Origin of the sequence: Shimia sp. (genome assembly GCF_039969785.1) — a bacterium.
GTDB lineage: Bacteria > Pseudomonadota > Alphaproteobacteria > Rhodobacterales > Rhodobacteraceae > Shimia.
Genome location: NZ_JBDVNC010000033.1, coordinates 112454 through 133457, shown reverse-complemented (window position 1 = coordinate 133457; position 21004 = coordinate 112454). Strand labels below are relative to the sequence as shown.

Annotated in this window: 22 protein-coding genes; all 22 read right to left on the bottom strand. The window is 55.8% G+C overall.

Translation table 11 applies throughout. The features are described from left to right. Positions 1 to 11 precede the first annotated feature (11 nt). Positions 12 to 1451 (bottom strand): NADH-quinone oxidoreductase subunit NuoN, encoded by a 1440-nt coding sequence (gene nuoN, locus ABJI08_RS14990; RefSeq protein ID WP_348402648.1) that lies wholly within the window; start codon positions 1449 to 1451, stop codon positions 12 to 14. Positions 1452 to 1465: 14 nt separating this feature from the next. Next, positions 1466 to 3010: an NADH-quinone oxidoreductase subunit M gene (locus ABJI08_RS14985; RefSeq protein WP_348402647.1), complete on the bottom strand. Its 1545-nt coding sequence runs from the start codon at positions 3008 to 3010 to the stop codon at positions 1466 to 1468. Next, entirely contained in the window at positions 3010 to 5214 is a 2205-nt protein-coding gene (nuoL, locus tag ABJI08_RS14980) for an NADH-quinone oxidoreductase subunit L (protein ID WP_348402646.1), read from the bottom strand. Before nuoL ends, ABJI08_RS14985 begins: the two co-directional genes overlap by 1 nt. 6 nt (positions 5215 to 5220) lie before the next feature. After that, positions 5221 to 5526 (bottom strand): NADH-quinone oxidoreductase subunit NuoK, encoded by a 306-nt coding sequence (gene nuoK / locus ABJI08_RS14975; RefSeq protein ID WP_348402645.1) that lies wholly within the window; start codon positions 5524 to 5526, stop codon positions 5221 to 5223. 37 nt (positions 5527 to 5563) lie between these two features. After that, on the bottom strand, positions 5564 to 6172 hold the full coding sequence (locus tag ABJI08_RS14970; protein ID WP_348402644.1) for an NADH-quinone oxidoreductase subunit J: 609 nt from the start codon (positions 6170 to 6172) through the stop codon (positions 5564 to 5566). Next, positions 6169 to 6576, bottom strand: a complete 408-nt coding sequence (locus tag ABJI08_RS14965; RefSeq protein ID WP_348402643.1) for a carboxymuconolactone decarboxylase family protein — start codon at positions 6574 to 6576, stop codon at positions 6169 to 6171. Before ABJI08_RS14965 ends, ABJI08_RS14970 begins: the two co-directional genes overlap by 4 nt. Further along, the gene (gene nuoI, locus ABJI08_RS14960) at positions 6573 to 7067 is read right to left on the bottom strand and encodes an NADH-quinone oxidoreductase subunit NuoI (protein ID WP_348402642.1); all 495 of its coding nucleotides are present in this window, start codon (positions 7065 to 7067) and stop codon (positions 6573 to 6575) included. Before nuoI ends, ABJI08_RS14965 begins: the two co-directional genes overlap by 4 nt. Position 7068: 1 nt before the next feature. After that, positions 7069 to 8109: an NADH-quinone oxidoreductase subunit NuoH gene (nuoH, locus tag ABJI08_RS14955; RefSeq protein WP_348402641.1), complete on the bottom strand. Its 1041-nt coding sequence runs from the start codon at positions 8107 to 8109 to the stop codon at positions 7069 to 7071. A 6-nt stretch (positions 8110 to 8115) separates the two neighbouring features. Beyond that, positions 8116 to 8532 (bottom strand): hypothetical protein, encoded by a 417-nt coding sequence (locus ABJI08_RS14950; protein ID WP_348402640.1) that lies wholly within the window; start codon positions 8530 to 8532, stop codon positions 8116 to 8118. Between the two features lie 7 nt (positions 8533 to 8539). After that, positions 8540 to 10552, bottom strand: coding sequence for an NADH-quinone oxidoreductase subunit NuoG (gene nuoG, locus ABJI08_RS14945; protein ID WP_348402639.1), 2013 nt, complete (start codon positions 10550 to 10552; stop codon positions 8540 to 8542). A 3-nt stretch (positions 10553 to 10555) separates the two neighbouring features. Beyond that, on the bottom strand, positions 10556 to 10966 hold the full coding sequence (locus ABJI08_RS14940; RefSeq protein ID WP_348402638.1) for a DUF5333 domain-containing protein: 411 nt from the start codon (positions 10964 to 10966) through the stop codon (positions 10556 to 10558). Between the two features lie 103 nt (positions 10967 to 11069). Further along, on the bottom strand, positions 11070 to 11435 hold the full coding sequence (locus tag ABJI08_RS14935) for a hypothetical protein (RefSeq protein WP_348402637.1): 366 nt from the start codon (positions 11433 to 11435) through the stop codon (positions 11070 to 11072). Positions 11436 to 11443: 8 nt separating this feature from the next. Then, positions 11444 to 12739, bottom strand: a complete 1296-nt coding sequence (nuoF, locus tag ABJI08_RS14930) for an NADH-quinone oxidoreductase subunit NuoF (RefSeq protein WP_348402636.1) — start codon at positions 12737 to 12739, stop codon at positions 11444 to 11446. Between the two features lie 4 nt (positions 12740 to 12743). Then, positions 12744 to 12971, bottom strand: a complete 228-nt coding sequence (locus tag ABJI08_RS14925) for a DUF5337 domain-containing protein (RefSeq protein WP_348402635.1) — start codon at positions 12969 to 12971, stop codon at positions 12744 to 12746. A 3-nt stretch (positions 12972 to 12974) separates the two neighbouring features. Next, positions 12975 to 14234, bottom strand: coding sequence for an NADH-quinone oxidoreductase subunit E (locus ABJI08_RS14920; RefSeq protein WP_348402634.1), 1260 nt, complete (start codon positions 14232 to 14234; stop codon positions 12975 to 12977). Beyond that, on the bottom strand, positions 14234 to 15457 hold the full coding sequence (locus ABJI08_RS14915) for an NADH-quinone oxidoreductase subunit D (protein ID WP_348402633.1): 1224 nt from the start codon (positions 15455 to 15457) through the stop codon (positions 14234 to 14236). The genes ABJI08_RS14920 and ABJI08_RS14915 overlap by 1 nt, the downstream gene beginning before the upstream one ends. Continuing rightward, positions 15457 to 16062 carry an NADH-quinone oxidoreductase subunit C gene (locus tag ABJI08_RS14910; protein WP_348402632.1) on the bottom strand — a complete coding sequence of 202 codons (606 nt, stop codon included), beginning with the start codon at positions 16060 to 16062 and terminating at the stop codon, positions 15457 to 15459. The genes ABJI08_RS14915 and ABJI08_RS14910 overlap by 1 nt, the downstream gene beginning before the upstream one ends. Continuing rightward, positions 16059 to 16592: an NADH-quinone oxidoreductase subunit B family protein gene (locus ABJI08_RS14905; RefSeq protein WP_348402631.1), complete on the bottom strand. Its 534-nt coding sequence runs from the start codon at positions 16590 to 16592 to the stop codon at positions 16059 to 16061. The genes ABJI08_RS14910 and ABJI08_RS14905 overlap by 4 nt, the downstream gene beginning before the upstream one ends. Further along, positions 16583 to 16948, bottom strand: coding sequence for an NADH-quinone oxidoreductase subunit A (locus ABJI08_RS14900; RefSeq protein WP_348402630.1), 366 nt, complete (start codon positions 16946 to 16948; stop codon positions 16583 to 16585). Before ABJI08_RS14900 ends, ABJI08_RS14905 begins: the two co-directional genes overlap by 10 nt. A gap of 337 nt (positions 16949 to 17285) precedes the next feature. Beyond that, positions 17286 to 18068, bottom strand: a complete 783-nt coding sequence (locus ABJI08_RS14895) for a crotonase/enoyl-CoA hydratase family protein (RefSeq protein WP_348402629.1) — start codon at positions 18066 to 18068, stop codon at positions 17286 to 17288. Positions 18069 to 18124: 56 nt separating this feature from the next. Beyond that, the gene (locus tag ABJI08_RS14890) at positions 18125 to 18979 is read right to left on the bottom strand and encodes a hydroxymethylglutaryl-CoA lyase (RefSeq protein ID WP_348402628.1); all 855 of its coding nucleotides are present in this window, start codon (positions 18977 to 18979) and stop codon (positions 18125 to 18127) included. 1 nt (position 18980) lies between these two features. Then, the gene (locus ABJI08_RS14885; RefSeq protein ID WP_348402627.1) at positions 18981 to 20933 is read right to left on the bottom strand and encodes an acetyl/propionyl/methylcrotonyl-CoA carboxylase subunit alpha; all 1953 of its coding nucleotides are present in this window, start codon (positions 20931 to 20933) and stop codon (positions 18981 to 18983) included. Between the last annotated feature and the right edge of the window lie 71 nt (positions 20934 to 21004).

Genomic DNA, 21004 nt, shown 5'->3' with positions numbered 1-21004 from the left:
TCAAGACGGACTCAGTTGACCAACGCCAATGATGCCGCCTGCGCAATGCTTTCTATGCCGAACAGGTTCACGATCCCCAGCACCATCGCCGCGGCAGACACCATCAGGAACACATACAGAACCGGCGAACGCCCCTTGTCCAAAGCGTCACTCTCTTCACCAAAATACATATAGTAAACGATGCGCAGATAGTAGAACGCCCCAATAACAGACGCGACAACACCCAGCACAGCCAGCCATGCAAGGCCCGCTTCATAAGCGGCTCGCAACACATAAAACTTGCCAAAGAATCCAACTAGCGGCGGAACACCAGCCAACGAGAACAGCAAGACCAACATCGCCAACGCCTTGCCGGAATCGCGCTTGGAATACATGTTCAGCGATTGAATATCAGTGACCGGCTGTCCGTCTTTTTCCATCGACAGAATAAAGGCGAACGTACCTACATTCATTGTCACATAAATCGCCATATAAATCAGCATCGCCTGCACGCCAAACGCCGTGCCCGCAGCCAAACCCATCAAAGCGTATCCCATATGCGCAATCGACGAATACGCCATCAGACGTTTGATATTACGCTGCCCAATCGCGGCAACAGCACCCAGGAACATCGACAACACCGACAGGAAGGCAATGATCTGCTGCCAGTCACCCACGACACCACCAAAGGCGTCATGCAGGACCCGTGCCAGCAATCCCATCGCAGCCACCTTAGGAGCCGTCGCAAAGAACGCCGTCACCGGAGTGGGAGCGCCCTCATAAACGTCCGGTGTCCACATGTGAAACGGAACCGCCGACACTTTGAACGCCAGACCAGCTGTCACAAATGTCAGACCAAACAACAGACCCAAAGGTGTGTGCCCATGACCCGCCGCTTCGATGATACCTGCAAAATTTGTGGTTCCGGCAAAGCCATAAACAAGGGATGCCCCATAGAGCAACAAACCCGAACTCAGCGCGCCCAGTACAAAATACTTCATACCGGCTTCGGTTGATTTCACGCTGTCCCGACGGATTGATGCTACGACATAAAGCGCCAGCGACTGCAGCTCGAGGCCCATATAAAGTGCCATCAGATCACCCGCTGACACCATCACCATCATTCCAACAGCCGAAAGCGTGATCAGCATTGGATATTCAAACCGCAACATGCCGCGACGGCTCATGTAATCCTGCCCCATCACCAGAACAGCGGCGGCAGACAGCAATATGGTCACTTTGGCAAAACGCGAAAACCCGTCATCCTGGAACATACCGTTAAAGGCAGCATGTTCGCCCTCTCCGGTCATTCCAATCCATGCGCCAATAAGCACAAAGACGATGGCAGTCAGCCAAGTCAGCATCGGCGCCAGTTTGTCCTTGCCTGTGTAGACTGCGCCAACCAATGCGATCATCGCATAAATCGACAACAGAATTTCCGGCAGGATAATATTCAGATCAGCCTGGATCATATCTCAAGCTCTCCTCAGTGCGATGCCATCTGGTTGCCCGAAGGGGCATTCGCCAGAGCGGTTTCATAATTGGAAATCAGATGTTCGACCGACGGGCCAATGATGTCTGTCACCAGCGACGGGTAAACACCCAGGATCAAGGTCATGGCCACCAACGGCGAGAAAATCCATTTCTCACGCGGGGTCATATCTTTGATGGTTTTCAGGCTTTCTTTGATCAATTGACCAAACACCACCCGGCGATACAGCCACAAGGCATAGCCTGCCGAGAAGATCACGCCAGATGTTGCCACCAGTGCCGCCCATGTATTGACTTGGAACACGCCCATCAACACCAAGAACTCACCGATAAACCCGGATGTGCCCGGCAGTCCGACATTGGCCATAGTGAAAAACATAAAAATCAGCGCATAGGCGGGCATGCGGTTCACAAGTCCTCCATATGCTTCAATCTCACGTGTGTGCATGCGGTCGTAGATCACGCCGACACACAGGAACAGCGCGCCCGAGATAAAGCCGTGGCTCAACATCTGGAAGATCGCACCATCAATGCCCTGTTGGTTGGCCGCAAAGATGCCCATCGTCACATAGCCCATATGGGCCACCGATGAATAGGCGATCAGCTTTTTCATATCTTCCTGAACCAGCGCGACAAGCGAAGTATAGACAATCGCGATTGCGGACATCCAGAACACCAGTGGTGTCAGCACATCAGCGCCAATTGGGAACATTGGCAGACTAAAGCGCAGGAAGCCATAGCCACCCATCTTCAAAAGGATCGCCGCCAGAACAACCGACCCGGCTGTTGGGGCCTGAACGTGAGCATCGGGCAGCCAGGTGTGCACGGGCCACATCGGCATCTTCACCGCAAAGCTGGCAAAGAAGGCCAGGAACATCAGCGTCTGTGCGCCACCGATTACCTGAATACCCAGTACTGAAAAAGTCTCAGAGGCAAACGTGTGGTTCATCAACGTCGGAATGTCGGTTGTACCGGCATCCACAAACATCGCCACCATCGCAACCAGCATCAGAACCGAACCGAGGAACGTGTAGAGGAAGAACTTAAAGGACGCATAGATGCGTTCTTTGCCGCCCCAGATCCCGATAATCAGGAACATCGGGATCAACCCGGCCTCAAAGAACACATAGAACAGCACCAGATCCAGCGCCATAAAGACACCCAGCATCAGGGTCTCCAGCAGCAGGAAGGCAATCATGTATTCCTTGACGCGCGTCTCAACACCCCAGGATGCCCAGATCACCAGCGGCATCATGAATGTGGTGAGCATCACAAACAGCACCGAAATGCCATCTACGCCCAGTTTATATTTCAGACCCAGCAGCCAGTCGCGTTCTTCAACGAACTGCATGCCAGTGTCCTGTGGGTCAAATTCGGCCAGCACAAACAGAGACACCAGAAAGGTGATCACCGTGGCAACCAAAGCGACCCATTTGGCATTCCGCTTTGCCGCAGCCTCTTCGCCGCGCAGGAAGATGGCAAGGATCGCCGCCGCCAGCGCAGGGATAAAGGTAACGAGAGAGAGCAGGCTATCGTTCATTAGTGCGCTCCTCCGCTGAGCGTCATCCACGTGATCAGCGCAACGATGCCGATCACCATGGCAAAGGCATAAGTAAAGATGTAGCCGGATTGAGCACGCCCAGCGAGACGCGTGACCCATGGAACAAAGCCCATTGCCACCCCGTTCAAAGCGCCATCAATGACGTTTCCGTCGCCGCGTTTCCACAGGAAGCGACCAATGGCAAATGCAGTGCGCACGAAGATAAAGTCATAGATTTCGTCAAAGTACCATTTGTTCAACAGGAACAGGTACAGCGGACGCTGGCTCTCGGCCACTTTTGCAGGCATCGACGGGTTCCAGATATAGAACCAGAGCGCCGTAATCAGCCCGATAATCATCGCAACAAACGGGCTCACCTTAACCCAGGTTGGGGCGTGGTGCGCTTCGTCCATCACGTGATTATCCGGATGCATGAAAATGGCACCTTTCGGGGCTTCACCGTGATGAGCCGCCATGACAGGCGCGTGTGCCGGATCGGCATGCGCAGCGTCATGATCAGCCTCAGAGTCGTGATGCTCCTCGGCCATAGCCGCGTGATCATCACCAGCAGGCGCGTCTTCGCCATGTGCCGTATCCGCAGCGGCGTGATCATCCGCATGTTCTTCATTGTGGCTGGCGTCTTCGCCATGCCCGGCTTCGGACGCTTCGTGATGCGCTTCGATGCCAAAGAACGAATTGACCTTGTTGTGGTCGCCAAAGAACGATCCGTACCAGATCATGCCCGAGAAGATTGCGCCAAGAGCCAGCACGCCTAGCGGAACGATCATAACCATCGGGCTTTCATGGGCGTGGTCATGCGTATGCTTGTTGCCACGCGCCTCGCCGTAGAACGTCAGGAACATCAGACGCCAGCTGTAGAAACTGGTGAACAACGCGGCCACTACCAGCATCCAGAAAGCGTAACCGCCTGCTGTTCCGGCCCACGCACTCTCGATCACTGCATCCTTGGACAGGAAGCCAGCGAAACCGATATGGGTCAGCGGAATACCAACCCCGGTGATGGCCAGCGTACCGATCATCATCGCCCAGAATGTATAGGGGATCTTTTTACGCAGCGCGCCATAGTTGCGCATGTCCTGCTCGTGATGCATCGCATGGATCACCGAACCGGCGCCAAGGAACAGCATCGCTTTGAAAAAGGCATGCGTGAAAAGGTGGAACATCGCCACCGAATAGACACCAACACCCGCCGCAACGAACATATAGCCCAGCTGGGACATGGTCGAATACGCGATCACGCGTTTGATGTCGTTCTGCACCAGACCAATCGTGGCGGCGACAAACGCTGTCGAGGCACCAAGGAAAGTGATAAAGGCCGTCGCCTCGGGTGCGTATTCCATCAGCGGTGACATGCGACAAACAAGGAATACCCCTGCTGTCACCATGGTCGCCGCGTGGATCAGGGCAGACACAGGGGTCGGACCTTCCATCGCGTCCGGCAACCATGTGTGCAGGAACAACTGAGCTGACTTACCCATCGCGCCGATGAACAACAGGAACGCCAACAGGTTCGCCGCATTCCATTCACGCCACAGGAACTCAAGCTGCGTTTCCGCCAACGCAGGGGATGCCGCAAAAATGTCGTCAAACTTGATGCTGTCGACAAGGTAATAGAGGCCGAAAATACCAAGCGCGAAACCAAAGTCACCCACACGGTTGACCACAAACGCCTTGATCGCAGCCGCATTGGCAGATGGCTTTTTGTAATAAAAACCGATCAGCAAGTACGAGGCAACGCCCACGCCTTCCCAGCCAAAGAACATCTGAACAAGGTTGTCAGCAGTTACCAGCGCCAGCATGGCAAAGGTAAAGAAAGACAGATACGCAAAGAACCGCGCCTTATAGTGCTCGCCCTCGCCCCATGCTTCGTCATGCGCCATATAGCCCAGCGAATACATGTGCACCAAAGCAGAAACTGTGGTCACCACGATCAGCATAATGGCCGTCAGCCGGTCCAGACGGATCGACCACGCCGTGTCCAGTGTGCCGGATTGGATGAAGTCCAGAATGTGGATGTGTTGCGTGGTGCCATCATGGCCCAGAAACACAACCCAGCTCAGCAGACAGGCAAGGAACAGCAAACCGGTCGTGACATACTGCGCCGCCTTCTCGCCAATAAACCGCCAACCAAAGCCGCCGATCAGGCTGCCGATAAGCGGCGCGAATAGGATGATCTTTTCCATGGTCGCTTAGCCTTTCATCACGTTGACGTCTTCGACCGCGATGGTGCCGCGGTTCCGGAAGAAAGAAACCAAGATCGCAAGGCCAATGGCGGCCTCGGCGGCAGCTACGGTCAGCACGAACAGGGTAAACACCTGCCCGACCAGATCGCCAAGGAAGCTGGAGAAAGCCACCAGATTGATGTTGACCGCCAGCAATATCAGCTCGATCGACATCAATAGAATGATCACGTTCTTCCGGTTCAGGAAGAGGCCGAATATGCCGATGACGAACAGCGTCGCCGCCACGCCTAGGTAATGTTCCAAACCAATCATATGTGGTCCCTCGGTTCTTGTTCTTATTCGGCGGGCTTTAAAGCCCCTGTCCCGGTTTGATATCTTTCAGTTCCATCGAATCCGCCGGATCGCGCCACATCTGCGCAAGCACGTTCTGGCGCTTGACGTCTTTGCGATGGCGCAGGGTCAGAACGATGGCGCCAATCATGGCCACCAACAGGATTAGACCCGCCAGCTGAAACAACAGAAAATATTCGTCGTAAATAAGCACGCCCAAAGCGGCGGTATTTTGCATGTCGGTCGGGGTTACAGCACCGCGCAGCGCCTCGGCCTGCTCAGAGGCTTCCCAGACACCAAAGGCCATGCCCAGTTGCATCAACAGGACGATGCCGATCAAAAGCGCCAGCGGCATATACTGCGCCATACTGCCTTTGAGTTCAGCAAAATCGACGTCCAGCATCATCACTACAAACAGGAACAGCACTGCGACCGCGCCCACGTAAACGATGATCAAAAGCATGGCGACGAATTCCGCCCCCAACAGCACAAACAGCCCGGCTGAGCTGAGAAATGCCAGAATTAGCCAAAGTACCGAATGCACCGGGTTGCGGCTGATGACGGTGAAAAGCCCGCCAGCAATCACGCAGATCGCAAACAGGTAGAATGCAATTGCGACAATGGTCATGTGTCACTTCCCTCTTTGTCCGTCAGTACCTCTTGCGCCAATTCCATGGCGCGGGTGCTGGCGGGAATGCCGGCGAACATCGACATCTGGCCAATGGTCTCGACGATTTCCTGTTTCGTTGCCCCGGCTTCCAGCAGATGCCGGACCGTCAGGCGAATTTGTGCGTCAGCTTGCGCCCCCAGAACGGTCAGCGCTGCCAGCGTCAGAAACAAACGCGTTTTGGCGTCCAGCCCGTCGGAATTCAGAGCGTTGCCAAAGAACATCTCCATGACGTCTTTCGGCATAGTTGGCCAAAGCGTCTCGAACCCCTTAGGGGTGAAGGATTCCAGCGCCGGGTTCATGGATTTTGCCATGTCCTGATACTGTGCGAACATCGCTTCAAAAGGGTTCTTGGGATCTGTCATCTGTAAGGCGCATCCAGCTCGATGTTACGGGCAATCTCTGCTTCCCAGCGTTCGCCGTTCTCCAACAGCTTGGCCTTGTCATAAAACAGCTCTTCGCGTGTTTCTGTGGCGAATTCGAAATTCGGGCCCTCGACAATCGCATCCACCGGGCAGGCTTCCTGGCAGAAACCGCAATAGATGCATTTGGTCATGTCGATGTCGTAACGCGTCGTGCGGCGGCTGCCATCGTCGCGGGGTTCCGCGTCAATGGTGATCGCTTGCGCCGGACAAATCGCTTCGCACAGCTTACAGGCAATGCAGCGCTCTTCGCCATTAGGATACCGGCGCAGCGCGTGTTCACCGCGGAAACGTGGTGACAGCGGGCCTTTTTCATGCGGGTAGTTGATCGTGGCTTTGGGTTTGAAGAAATACTTCATACCCAGCTTGAACCCCAGCATAAAGTCTTTCAGCAGGAAGTAGCCCGCAGCGCGTTTATAATCGATCGCTGTCATATCAGCCTCCTATTGCCCAGCGGGCATAGGCACCGCCGAAGAGTTCGAATTTCGCCAGAAAGGCCACCAGAACAACCCAAGCCAACGACATTGGCAGGAAGACTTTCCAACCAACCCGCATCAGCTGGTCATAGCGGTAACGCGGCGCAATTGCTTTCACCATCGAGAAGATGAAGAAGACAAAACAGATCTTGCCCAGCATCCAAAGCACGCCATCAGGCAGGCCCGGGATTGGCGACAGCCATCCACCAAGGAACAACACTGACACCAGCGCGCACATCAGAACGATGGCCACATATTCACCGATCATGAACAGTAGGAACGGGGTCGAACTGTATTCCACCTGATACCCCGCAACCAGTTCGGATTCCGCTTCGGGAAGGTCAAATGGTGGGCGGTTGGTTTCCGCCATGGCTGAAATCAGGAACAGGAACATCATCGGGAAGTGTGGCAACCAATACCAGCTGAACAAGCCATAAGCGCCGTCCTGTGCCCGTACAATATCGCCAAAATTCATCGAACCGGTGGTGATGATGACACCGATGATGATCAGCCCCAATGACACTTCGTAAGAGATCATCTGCGCAGCAGAGCGAAGTGATCCCAGGAATGGATATTTCGAGTTTGACGCCCACCCGCCCATGATCACGCCGTAAACCTCAAGAGAGGACACCGCGAACACATAAAGGATGGCGACGTTGATGTCAGACACAACCCAGCCGTCATTGAACGGGATCACTGCCCAGGCAACCGTTGCCATGACCAGACTGACCATCGGCGCCAGCAGGAACACCACCTTATCCGCACCAGCGGGATAGACGATTTCCTTAACGATGTATTTCACAAAGTCGGCAAAGGATTGCAGCAGGCCAAACGTGCCCACGACGTTGGGACCGCGTCGCAGTTGAACTGCTGCCCAAATTTTCCGGTCGGCGTAAAGCAGGAAAGCCAAAGCCACAAGCAGCGGGACAACAACCAAAAGGACCTGCCCCAAAGTGAGCAGGAAAATCCCTAGGTTAGTGGTGGTAAAGAATTCAATCATAGGTCCTCACACCGTGGGTATTCCGTTATCTTCGCAGTTCGAGACGGTGACTTCTGCGTCAATCGTCTTGAGCCCGCGGGGCAATGCCGACGAGATGGTGTAAATCGCATCCCCCCGCCAGACGCCACCCTGAAAGTCGACAGTTGTGCGCAAGTGACGCGCAAATCCGAAACCCCGGATTAACGCATACTGAGCCGCCGCGCATTCGGCGTATTGATGTACATCCAGATCATCCCGCGCGCCCGTCATGGCCACGTGAAAATTCACCAGATCACCTTCCAAAAGGCGCGTATCCACGCCTCGGTAAAGCGGGTCAAACACCATCTGATCACGCGACACACCACTGTCCTGCGGCTTAGCGCAGGCCGACAGTCCGGCACAAGCCGCCAGACAAATCAGTGGAATGAACGCGGATTTGATCATCAGGTGCTTACTCCGCCGCAATCTTCTTGTTGGTCCGCGCCTTGGCGCTCGCCGAAAGCTCTGCCATCAGCTCGGATGCACGGGCAATCGGGTTGGTCAGATAGAAGTCTGCAACCGTTGCTTTGAACGCCCCTTTGCCAAGCGTCTTGGCCTCAAGCGGTTCCCAGCCATTGTCGGCAACCTGATCGATCTGCCCCAGATGCGGGACGTCCGCAATCAAAGCTGTGCGCAGTTGCGCCAGCGAGTCATACGGCAAAACAGCATCCAGTTCAGCACTCAGTGCGCGCAGGATGGCCCAGTTTTCCTTGGCCTCACCAGGCGCAAATCCGGCACGCATCGCCAGTTGCGGGCGGCCTTCAGTGTTTACAAACAGACCGTTTTCTTCGGTATAGGCTGCCGCAGGCAGGATCACGTCGGCGCGGTGCGCGCCACGGTCGCCATGGCTGCCCTGATAGATCACGAAAGGTCCATCTGCGACTTCGATTTCGTCAGCACCCAGATTGTAGACAACGTCTGCCCCGTCCAGCGCGGTGGACAAACCACCTTCTGTCACGGCACCCACATCCATCGCGCCAACACGGCTGGCAGCAGTGTGCAGTACCAACATCTTGGCACCCAGCTTGTCGCACAACGCCATCGCCTGTCCCAGAACCGCAACGCCGTCACCTTCGGTCAGCGCGCCCTGCCCCACGATGACAATCGCATCGTCCTGTGCGGCCGCTTCGGACACCAAATTGTTCAGCGGAATACGACCCTGCCCCAGATACCGGAAATCATAGGTCAGATCCAAACCCTTGGTACCCAACAACGAAACGTCTGCGCCTTTGGCCCAAGCCTTGCGGATACGCGCGTTCAGTACCGGTGCTTCGGTGCGCGGGTTGGTCCCGATCAGATAAATTGCCTTGGCGCTGTCGATATCTTCGATCGATGCATTGCCGACATAAGCCGACCGATTGGCTGCTGGCAAAACTGCACCATTGGTGCGGCATTCAATTGTGCCGTCCTGCGCGTCTACGATCTGTTTCAGCGCATACACCGCTTCGACAGGCGCCAGATCACCAACCAATGCTGCAACCTTTTTGCCTTTCATGGCACCGGCTGCTACCGCTAGGGCTTCACCCCAGCTGGCAGGCTTCAGTTTGCCATCCACACGCACATACGGCTTGTCCAGACGTTGACGACGCAGACCATCCCAGACAAAACGGGTTTTATCGCTGATCCATTCTTCGTTCACGCCATCATGGTTGCGCGGCAGAATGCGCATCACTTCGCGGCCTTTGGTGTCAACGCGGATATTGCTGCCAAGCGCGTCCATCACATCGATGGTTTCGGTCTTGCTCAGCTCCCACGGACGCGCAGTAAAGGCGTAAGGTTTAGATGTCAGCGCGCCAACCGGGCACAGATCGATGATGTTGCCCTGCAGATTGGAATCCAGCGTCTGGTTCAGATAGCTGGTGATCTCTGCGTCTTCGCCACGACCTGTCTGGCCCATCTGCGCGATACCTGCGACCTCGGTTGTGAAACGCACACAACGCGTACAGCTGATGCAGCGTGTCATTGTTGTCGAAACAAGCGGTCCCAAGTCCAGATCATCAACCGCCCGCTTGGCTTCTTTAAAGCGGCTGTCGGAAATGCCATAGGCAACAGCCTGATCCTGCAGATCACATTCCCCCCCCTGATCGCAAATCGGGCAATCCAGCGGATGGTTGATCAGCATGAATTCCATCACGCCTTCGCGGGCCTTTTTGACCATGGGCGAGTTGGTTTTTACAACTGGCGGCTGGCCTTCCGGACCCGGACGCAAATCGCGTACCTGCATCGCACAGGAGGCTGCCGGTTTTGGCGGGCCGCCAACAACTTCCACCAGACACATCCGGCAGTTTCCGGCAATCGTCAGACGCTCGTGATAACAGAAACGCGGAATTTCCACCCCGGCTTGCTCACAGGCCTGAATAAGGGTCATCGCGCCCTCTGCCTCGATTTCGGTATCGTCAATGATGATCTTGCGTAGGTCAGACATGACTTAATTCGCCCTCAGGTACACGCCGATCGCGCTGTTACGTTCGATTTCCGCGCGCCCAAGCACGCAAAATGTTTCCGGATCGTCATAGCTGACGCCCTTATATTCCATGTAAGCCTCACCCCGGGCCCGCATACGCGCTTTTTCCGCGTCGGACCGGATGTAGGCTTTGATTTCCGCTTCGGTATAGCCGAGCGCCTTGGCGCGGCGTCCCAATGCCCAAAGGTCGTTTATTCCCTTAAGCTTTCGGGCCGAAATGCTGTCGCATTGCTCACCAATTTCATACGCAACCAACGCGTAATACACCTTGTCGTCGATCTCACGCACGTCGCGTAACGGCGGCTTTGCAGAAGCTGATGCCGCCCCGGCAAAAACCAGACTTGCGGCTGCAATTACGATACCAAACTTACTCATGACATTTCTCCTTTCAGACAGGCAGACAGAATGTCTGCGCTGTTCCAAAAGGGGGATGTCCCCTTTGTTAGGCAATAACAGCCGCGATATGTCGCCGATTGCGTCACGGGCGGCAGTATCCTTCTAACGTAATCATGTCATCCACCGGGATGATGGTTTCAGTATCTGGCCCAATCGCCCACTCGATCGTGGATGTGCCATATTCCTTGATGCAATACTTGGTCCCGGCATACCGACCAGCCTCGCGCGCACCATCAAAGTTCTGACTAACTTTCTGAACTTCAACGGTAAAACGGTCGCGCTCTTCCTTTGAGACTTTCTCGGCGTGGGATTTGAAGTGAACTCCGTTGAACGACACATCATCCTTCTTGCGCCGGTTGCACGCCGACAAAGCCAGCGTGACGCCCAAAAGGCACACGACGCTGGCCCGGACGGGCAAACTGCGAATGAAGGGGGAAGTCTCGCGCATGGATCCTGTTACTCCGCCGCCATCGCGCCCATGCGCCCGGATTTCTGTGCCTTGATACGATCTTCGATTTCCTCACGGAAATTGCGGATCAGACCCTGAATTGGCCAGGCAGCCGCGTCACCAAGTGCGCAAATTGTGTGCCCTTCGACCTGTTTGGTCACATCAAACAGCATGTCGATTTCTTCCAACTCGGCCTCGCCTTTCACCAGACGATCCATGACACGCATCATCCACCCGGTGCCTTCGCGGCAAGGCGTGCACTGACCACAGCTTTCGTGCTTGTAGAACTTCGAAAGGCGCCAGATGGCTTTGATGATGTCAGTGCTTTCATCCATCACGATGACAGCCGCCGTGCCCAGGGAAGAGCCAACTTCGCGCAGCTGATCAAAATCCATGATCGCATCACGCATGTTTTCGCCGCGCACACAAGGCACAGACGATCCGCCGGGGATCACTGCCTTAAGATTGTCCCAGCCACCGCGAATACCGCCACAGTGCTTTTCAATCAGTTCTTCAAAGCTGATCGACATCTCTTCTTCGACCACACAAGGATTGTTCACGTGGCCCGAGATACCAAAGATTTTTGTACCCGCATTATTTGGGCGTCCAAATCCGGCAAACCATTCAGGTCCCCGACGCAGAATGGTCGGCACAACCGCAATCGATTCCACGTTGTTTACCGTGGTCGGGCAGCCATAAAGACCCGCGCCAGCCGGAAACGGTGGCTTCATGCGCGGCATGCCTTTTTTGCCTTCAAGGCTTTCCAGCAATGCGGTTTCTTCACCGCAAATATAAGCACCAGCCCCGTGGTGCAGAAACAGATCGAAATCCCAGCCCGAACCGGCGGCATTTTTGCCCAGCAATCCTGCGTCATAGGCCTCATCAATGGCCATCTGCAACGCTTCACGCTCACGAATGTATTCGCCGCGCAGATAGATATAAGAGGTATGTGCACCCATCGCAAAAGACGCAATCAACGCCCCTTCGATCAGCGTGTGCGGATCGTGGCGCATAATTTCGCGGTCTTTACAGGTGCCGGGCTCGGATTCATCGGCGTTGATCACCAGATACGCCGGACGTCCGTCACTCTGCTTGGGCATGAATGACCATTTCAGACCGGTGGGAAACCCTGCTCCACCCCGACCACGCAGACCTGAAGCCTTCATCTGATCAACAATGACATCCCGCCCCTGTTGGATGATCTTCGCAGTACCATCCCAATGGCCACGCGCCTGCGCGCCTTTCAGCGTGCGGTCATGCATACCGTAGAGGTTGGTAAAGATACGGTCCTGATCTTTGAGCATCCCGTTACCCTTCGTTGTTCTGACGCGCGCGCCAGATCTGATAGATGTTCACCAACGCCCAAATCAGCGCGGCGATGGCGGCAAAATCGAACAGAAACGCATAACGTCCCGGCAACCCTACCTGATTTGCGATCCACTGAACCCCAATCCAGATCAACATCGTCCCGGCAATCACAAGCGCTACGATGCGCCCCTTTCTTGCCTGTTGCTGATCCTGCGGTTCCGCGGTCATATTTTAGTCCCCGTAAACGTCACCCTTGGCGACGCGTTTCGAAAACTCCGTATCTTCACCAGCGGCCAAAGTCTTGGCCTGATCAACCCAGCCATCCCGCTCGATCCGTCCCTTAAAGGACAACTTGTCGTCCATCTCGGTGATATCGTCCGGACCCCAGCTTGCGATCTGGGCAAACGTGGTCACACCGGCGGCATGCAGTTTCTTCTCCAGCGCTGGGCCAACGCCCTTAAGCTGTTTCAGATCATCCGGCCCTTCAGAAACCGCCGCCGAAGCCTTTGGCGTGTCTTTCGGCTTGGCTTCCGGCTTAGTTTCGGGCTTGGCTTCGTATTTCCATTCGCCCTTTTTCTCTGCCAGCTCTTTCTGACCAGCCAGCTCTTTAGAAGACTTAATCTCGGCGACAGGAACTTTTTTCTTAGGCGCTGGCTTGGCTTTAGGTTTTTCTGCGGGCTTTGCAGCTTTCTTGGCCTCTTCCGCCTGCTTTGCAGCAGGCTTCGGTGCAGGCGCCGGGGCCGGAGGTGTGGCTTCCGCCTCGCGTCCGGCGACCTTGCCATCCGCGTCTACCCAAGGGGTACGCAACGGTACTTCTGTACCGTCAATCCGCTTGATCGTGTCGCCAATATCATTTGCCAGCTGAACCGACGCGTTAAATTGGGTGTGACCGCTGTCATATTCCTTAAGGCTAGTCAGACCAGACAAAGGTTCTGACGCATAACGCCCGTTTTGCGGACCCGGCGATGGCACTTTACCAGCCGCCATATCGTCCAGCATCTGGGCGAACCCTTCGGCGGTCATATCTTCGTAATAATCCTTGCCGATCTGTGCCATTGGCGCATTGGTACAAGCGCCCAGACATTCGACCTCTTCCCAGCTGAATTTGCCATCGGCGCTCAGCTCGTGGGGTTTGTCGGCAATCTTTTCCTTACACACAGCAATCAGGTCTTCGGCACCGCAGATCATACAGCTCAGCGTGCCGCAAATCTGGATATGTGCAACGGACCCAACGGGTTGCATCTGGAACATAAAATAGAACGAGGCCACTTCCAGCACGCGGATATAGGCCATGCCAAGCATGTCAGCGACATATTCCAGCGCAGGCTTGGAAACCCAGCCTTCCTGCTCCTGCGCGCGCCACAACAGTGGAATAACCGCGCTGGCCTGACGACCGTCAGGATATTTTGTGATCTGCCCTTCGGCCCAGGCCTGATTGGCCGGCGTAAAAGCAAAGCTTTCGGGTTGTTCGTGATACAGACGGCGCAACATTAGCGGTCAATCTCCCCAAACACGATGTCAATCGTACCGATGATGGCGGCAACATCTGCTAACTGATGGCCACAAGTGATGTGATCCAGCGACTGCAGATGCATGTAACCGGGCGCGCGCAACTTGCAGCGATAAGGGCGGTTGGTGCCATCGCCCACGATATACACACCAAATTCACCCTTGGGCGCTTCCACGGCGGCATAAACTTCACCCTCGGGTACGTGGAACCCTTCGGTATAAAGCTTAAAGTGGTGGATCAGCGCTTCCATCGAGGTTTTCATCTCGCCCCGCTTGGGCGGGCTCAGCTTGCCCCGTGCCATCACGTCGCCGGTGGCTTCGCGCAGCTTAACAATGGCCTGACGGATGATCGAAGTCGACTCGCGCATTTCCGCCAGACGCATCAGATAACGGTCATAGCAGCAGCCGTTTTTGCCAACCGGCACTTTAAAGTCAAACTCGTCATAGCATTCATAGGGCTGCGCGCGGCGCAAATCCCACGCCAGACCAGCAGAGCGCAGCATGACACCTGAATACCCATGCTCCAGCGCGGTATCCACATCGACCACACAAATGTCGACGTTGCGCTGTTTGAACACGCGGTTTTCGGTCAGCAGCGTTTCGATGTCATCAAGCGTTTCCGGGAAACCCAGCGCCCATTCTTCGATGTCATCCAACAACGCGTCAGGCAGGTCCTGATGCACACCGCCGGGACGGAAATAGTTCGAGTGCAAGCGTGCGCCACAGGCCCGCTCGTAAAAGATCATCAGCTTTTCACGCTCTTCAAAACCCCAAAGGTTCGGGGTCAGCGCGCCGACGTCCATCGCCTGTGAACACACGTTCATCAGGTGGTTCAGAACACGGCCGATTTCACTGTAAAGCACGCGGATCAGCTGACCACGGCGCGGCACTTCCACGCCGGTCATCTTTTCGATGGCCATGCAATACGCATGTTCCTGATTCATCGGCGCCACATAGTCGAGGCGATCCAGATAAGGCAGGTTTTGCAGGTAAGTGCGGCTTTCCATCAGCTTTTCGGTGCCGCGGTGCAGCAGGCCGACATGCGGATCACAGCGTTCTACGATCTCGCCGTCAAGCTCCAACACCAAACGCAGCACACCGTGCGCCGCAGGGTGCTGAGGACCAAAGTTGATGTTGAAATTGCGGATTTTCTGTTCGCCCGACAGCGCGTCTGTGCTGCCGTCGTCATATCTGGAGCCGTCCATCATTTCGCCCCCTCTTTCTCATCGCCCGGAAGGATATATTCCGCGCCTTCCCATGGGGACATAAAGTCAAACTGGCGGTAATCCTGCGGCAGCGACACGGGTTCATACACAACGCGTTTTTGCACTTCGTCATAGCGCACTTCGGTATACCCCGTGGTCGGAAAATCCTTGCGCAGCGGATGACCACGGAACCCGTAGTCGGTCAGCAGACGGCGCAGGTCCGGGTGGTCACTGAAAATAATGCCAAACAGATCAAAGGTTTCCCGCTCTGGCCAGTTGGCGCAGGGGTGAACACCCGTAATTGAGGGCACCATTTCATCTTCGCGCACCGCAACATGCAACCGAACGCGCGCGTTCTGGTACATCGACAACAGGTGGTACACCACGTCGAACCGCTTGGCCCGATCAGGGTAGTCCACTGCTGTAACGTCAACCAGCGTCGCAAACTTGGTGTTCGGGTCATTTTTCAGAAATTCGACAAATCCGGCAATGTTCGCCGGAGCCACATCGATATTCAGTTCGCCAAAGCTAACGCGCCACCCCAACACACAGTCGGGACGCTTCAGCTCAATATGCGTGCCCAGTTCGTTCAGTGCTTCGCTCATCTCTCAATTGTCCCCGTGCGGCGGATTTTGCGTTGCAGCTGCATAACGCCATACATCAGCGCCTCGGCTGTTGGCGGGCATCCGGGTACATAGATATCAACCGGTACAATCCGGTCACATCCACGCACAACGCTATAGGAATAGTGGTAATATCCACCACCATTGGCACAGGACCCCATCGAGATCACATAACGTGGCTCTGGCATCTGGTCATAAACCTTGCGCAGCGCCGGTGCCATTTTGTTGGTCAGCGTACCAGCCACAATCATCACGTCAGACTGTCGTGGGGATGCGCGTGGGGCAGTACCGAAACGCTCAAGGTCATACCGCGGCATGGACGTGTGGATCATCTCGACCGCGCAGCACGCCAGACCAAAGGTCATCCAGTGCAGCGAGCCGGTACGACCCCAGTTGATCAGGTCTTCGGCTGTGGTCAGCAGAAAGCCCTTGTCCTGCAACTCGGCATTCAGCGCCTGCGTGGCGACTTCGCGATCCGCGCCTGCCGTATTGGCTCCGGTCATCACTCCCATTCCAGAGCCCCTTTCTTCCACTCATAGGCAAAGCCAATGGTCAGAACACCAAGGAATACCATCATCGACCAGAAGCCCACCATCGACACATCCTTAAAGGCGACCGCCCAAGGGAACAGGAAAGCAATTTCCAAGTCGAAAATGATGAACAGGATCGACACCAGATAGAACCTGACGTCAAATTTCATGCGCGCGTCATCAAAGGCATTGAAACCGCACTCATAAGCACTCACCTTTTCAGGATCAGGATTACGAACGGCAAAAACCACGGCGGCAAGGATGAAAACTAGACCGAGCGCAATTGCGACGGCCAAGAAGACGATAATGGGAAAATATTCCCTGAGCATCTCTTCCAAGGGGTAGCTCCTTTCATGCGCGAATATCAGGCGCAGTCAGATGGCTGTACAGACTAATCGGGGTTTACCTCTGCCCTATGGCGGGGTCAACATACCCCGTACACATTCAGTTTTCAGACTTTGACTGATTTATTGTTATTTTACAGGGATATGTGAATAATTCCAATCGCCATGCGGCAATCGGTCGGCCCCTTAATTTGAGATAACTGTCACGGAAACTCAGACCGGCAGAGAATGATTCCTCCGCCCGCCTTTAACCAACAAAATCAGTCGGAATTTGGCGCGCCGCATAATTGCGCGCAATTCTCGGCCTGCAAAACCGGATGTGAAACGGTAATTACTGTCCCCAGTTCGGCTTTTCCTTGGCGAAAAAGGCCCGAATACCTTCTTCGGCCTCATCGCCCTCCCAACAAGCGACCAATTCGGCAATTGTGTGGTCGATAACCTCGTCGTCTATTCTTGGGCCCAGCTTACGGACAAGCGCCTTGGCCCGCCCCACAGCTCCGGGCGCGCAGGTCAGATACGGGACAATTTCACCCTCAACGACGTCATCCAGCGCGTCCAACGGGACGGACCGGGCCAAAATGTCCAGATCCACCGCCTCCTGAGCAGGAAAAAGGCGCGCCGACATGAACACACGCCGCGCTCTGGCCTCGCCCATGCGCGCGACCACATAGGGCCCGATGGTGGCCGGGATCAGCCCCAACCGGGTTTCGGTTAAACCCATGGTCAAACCGTCCACGCCAATGGCCACGTCACACACACAGGCAAGCCCAACACCCCCACCAAAGGCATTGCCTTGTATCTTGCCGATCAAAGGTTTTGGCAGCGTGTTCAGCGCCTGCAGCATCTCCGCCAACTTGCGGGCTTCGCGTCCGCGCGTGACCGGGTCCATATCGCGCTGCGCCCGCATCCAGCCCAGATCACCACCCGCGCAAAACGATTTACCTGCACCGGTCAGCACAACAACACGCACGGCATCATCCTCCGCCAATTGCGCAGCGACCTGTTTCAGCTCGACAAGCATCTCACCGGACATGGCATTGTGTTTATCAGGACGGTTCAGCGTCAGAGTCGCAACGCCGCGCGCGTCTAACTCTGTCAAAAGCGTTTCAAACATGTCTCTTCCTCGCAAAACTTATCCACAGAACATTAATGGCAGGCACCCTGATGTCGTCATTCCTCGCGCATGCGCCGCGCCATATCGGCTGCATCCAGCAACACAGCCTCGTCCAGCCCGGTTTCGTAACCCAAAGCCACTAGGCGTGCGTGCACAGCTTCAGTTGCGACATTCCCGGCCGCTCCCGGCGCATACGGGCAACCGCCCAGCCCCCCTACTGCGGCATCAAAAACCCGCAACCCTTTGTCCAGCGAAGCCTCTATATTGATCAGCGCCCGTCCGGACGTGTCGTGATAATGCCCGGCCAGTTGTTCTGCGGGCACCTCCTGCAACACCGCGTCCAGCATCGCTGAGATGCTTTCCGGCGTGGCCTGGCCAATCGTGTCCCCCAGACTGATCTCATAACACCCCGCGTCGCGCAGATATGCCGCAACCTCTGCCACCTTCTCCGGCGGCGTCGGCCCGTCATATGGGCAATCTGTAACGCACGAGACATATCCCCGAACCGGCAGATTCACCTCTTTGGCCGCTTCCACAACCGGGGCAAACCGTTCAAAGCTTTCTGCAATGGTCGCGTTGATGTTGGCTTTGGAAAACCTTTCCGAGGCCGATCCGAAAACCGCAATTTCATCAGCTTGGGCCATGACCGCCCGGTTAAACCCCTGCATATTTGGCGTCAGCGCGGCATATGACACATTCTGAAGACGGTCGATATTGGCCAGTACTTGCGCTGAATCCGCCATTTGCGGCACCCATTTCGGGCTGACAAAGCTGGCCACCTCAATGCGTTTAAATCCGGCGCGGCTCAGACAATTGACCAGCGCGATCTTTTCCTCGGTTGGAATCCGACGCCTTTCATTTTGAAGCCCGTCACGCGGACCCATCTCGAAAATCTCGACAAATGTGCCCATGTCAGGCCTCTTCCTCGTCTTCCAACCGGATCAGTGCCGCGCCTTCTTCAACCTGCTGCCCGTCGGTGGCCAACACCTCGGCAATGATGCCGTCACGCGCTGCCAAAAGCGCATGTTCCATCTTCATGGCTTCCAGTATCGCCAGCCGATCACCCTGTGCCACGGCCTGCCCGGCGCTGGCAAACACCGCTTTTACCAGGCCCGGCATCGGCGCGATAACGACGTTACCACCAGCATCTGCCTCATCTTCGCGCTCCAACGGGTCAATGATGTGAAAGCGATACCCGTTCCCCCAAAAGACCGTCAGTTCATTGCCGTCACGCGCTGTGCGCGCCAGCAATTTGGTCTGATCCACCCACCAGCACCCTTGTGCATAGGTCACTTTGTGCTGTCCATTTGCGAGTTCCACCAGATAGTCGCCCGTCCCCAGCACAGTCACACTCACGTCAATCTGTGTGTCGTGATGCACAAGCGAGATTCTATGGATCAGCGGGGACCACATCACAAAGGCTTCGGGCGGCACGCCATCCGGTGCCTGCAGCAGGCCCAGCGCGGTCAATGCCGCCACGGACCGTGCCTTGGTGCAGGCCACCGGTGCCGCGGCCAAAGTCTCGATGTGACGTTCGATCAATCCGGTATCCATATCGCCCGCGACAAAGTCAGGTTGTGCGGAGAGCAGGCTCAGGAAAGAGACATTGGTGACAGTGCCGCCAATTTCGGTATGACGCAGCGAACGCTCCAGCTGTTTTAATGCGATCTGCCGCGTGGCGCCATGCACCACAAGTTTGGCAATCATCGGATCATACCACGGGCTGATCGTATCCCCGGACCTCACGCCACTATCAATGCGGGCTGTTTCAGGGAACTCCAGATGCGACAATGTACCGGTCGCGGGCAAAAAGCCTTTTGGCACGTCCTCGGCATAGATGCGCGCCTCAAACGCGTGACCGGTGATCGACAAGGCCTCCTGCTGCATTGGCAGGCCCTCGCCTGATGCGACGCGCAATTGCCATTCAACCAGATCAACGCCGGTGATGGCTTCGGTTACGGGGTGTTCGACCTGCAACCGCGTGTTCATCTCCATGAACCAGAACCCATCCGGGCGCAGCCCATCTGATCCGTCCACAATGAACTCAATTGTGCCCGCGCCTTTATAGCCAATCGCTTCGGCGGCGCGCACAGCCGCAGAGCCCATCGCAGCACGCATTTCCTCTGTCATTCCCGGTGCCGGGGCTTCTTCGATGACTTTCTGATGGCGGCGCTGCAATGAACAGTCCCGTTCAAAAAGATGCACAGCGTTGGTGCCATCGCCAAACACCTGCACCTCGATGTGGCGCGGGCGTTGGATGTATTTTTCAATCAACACATCGGGATTGCCAAATGCGGTTGTCGCCTCGCTGCGCGCACTGTCCAGGGCCACGGCAAAGTCGGCAGGCTTTTCCACCAGCCGCATGCCCTTGCCGCCCCCCCCGGCCACCGCCTTGATCAATACCGGATATCCGATCTCTTTAGCCTGCCCGGCCAGAAAGTCAGGCGCCTGTTCCGCGCCGTGATACCCCGGAACAACCGGCACGCCCGCCTGTTCCATCAACACTTTGGCTGCATCTTTCAGGCCCATCTTGCGGATAGCATCCGCCGAAGGTCCAATAAACACCAGTCCTGCGGCCTCCACAGCGTCTACAAAGTCAGGGTTTTCGGACAAAAAGCCATATCCCGGATGAACACCGGTGGCGCCGCTTTCCAGCGCTGCCGCGATGATGACATTTCCCCGCAAATAGCTTTCTGCAGGGGCAGACCCGCCAATATGTATGGTTTGATCCGCCATCGCCACATGTTTGGCCCCGGCATCGGCGTCAGAATACACAGCAACCGTTTTCACACCCATCACGCGGGCGGTTTCCATAACCCGGCAGGCAATTTCGCCCCGGTTGGCAATCAGAATTTTAGTGAACATCTGTTTGTCCTTGTTGATGGCAAGGCCGGGGGGCCTGCCCCCCGGACCCCCCGGAGTATTTCTGGCAAAAT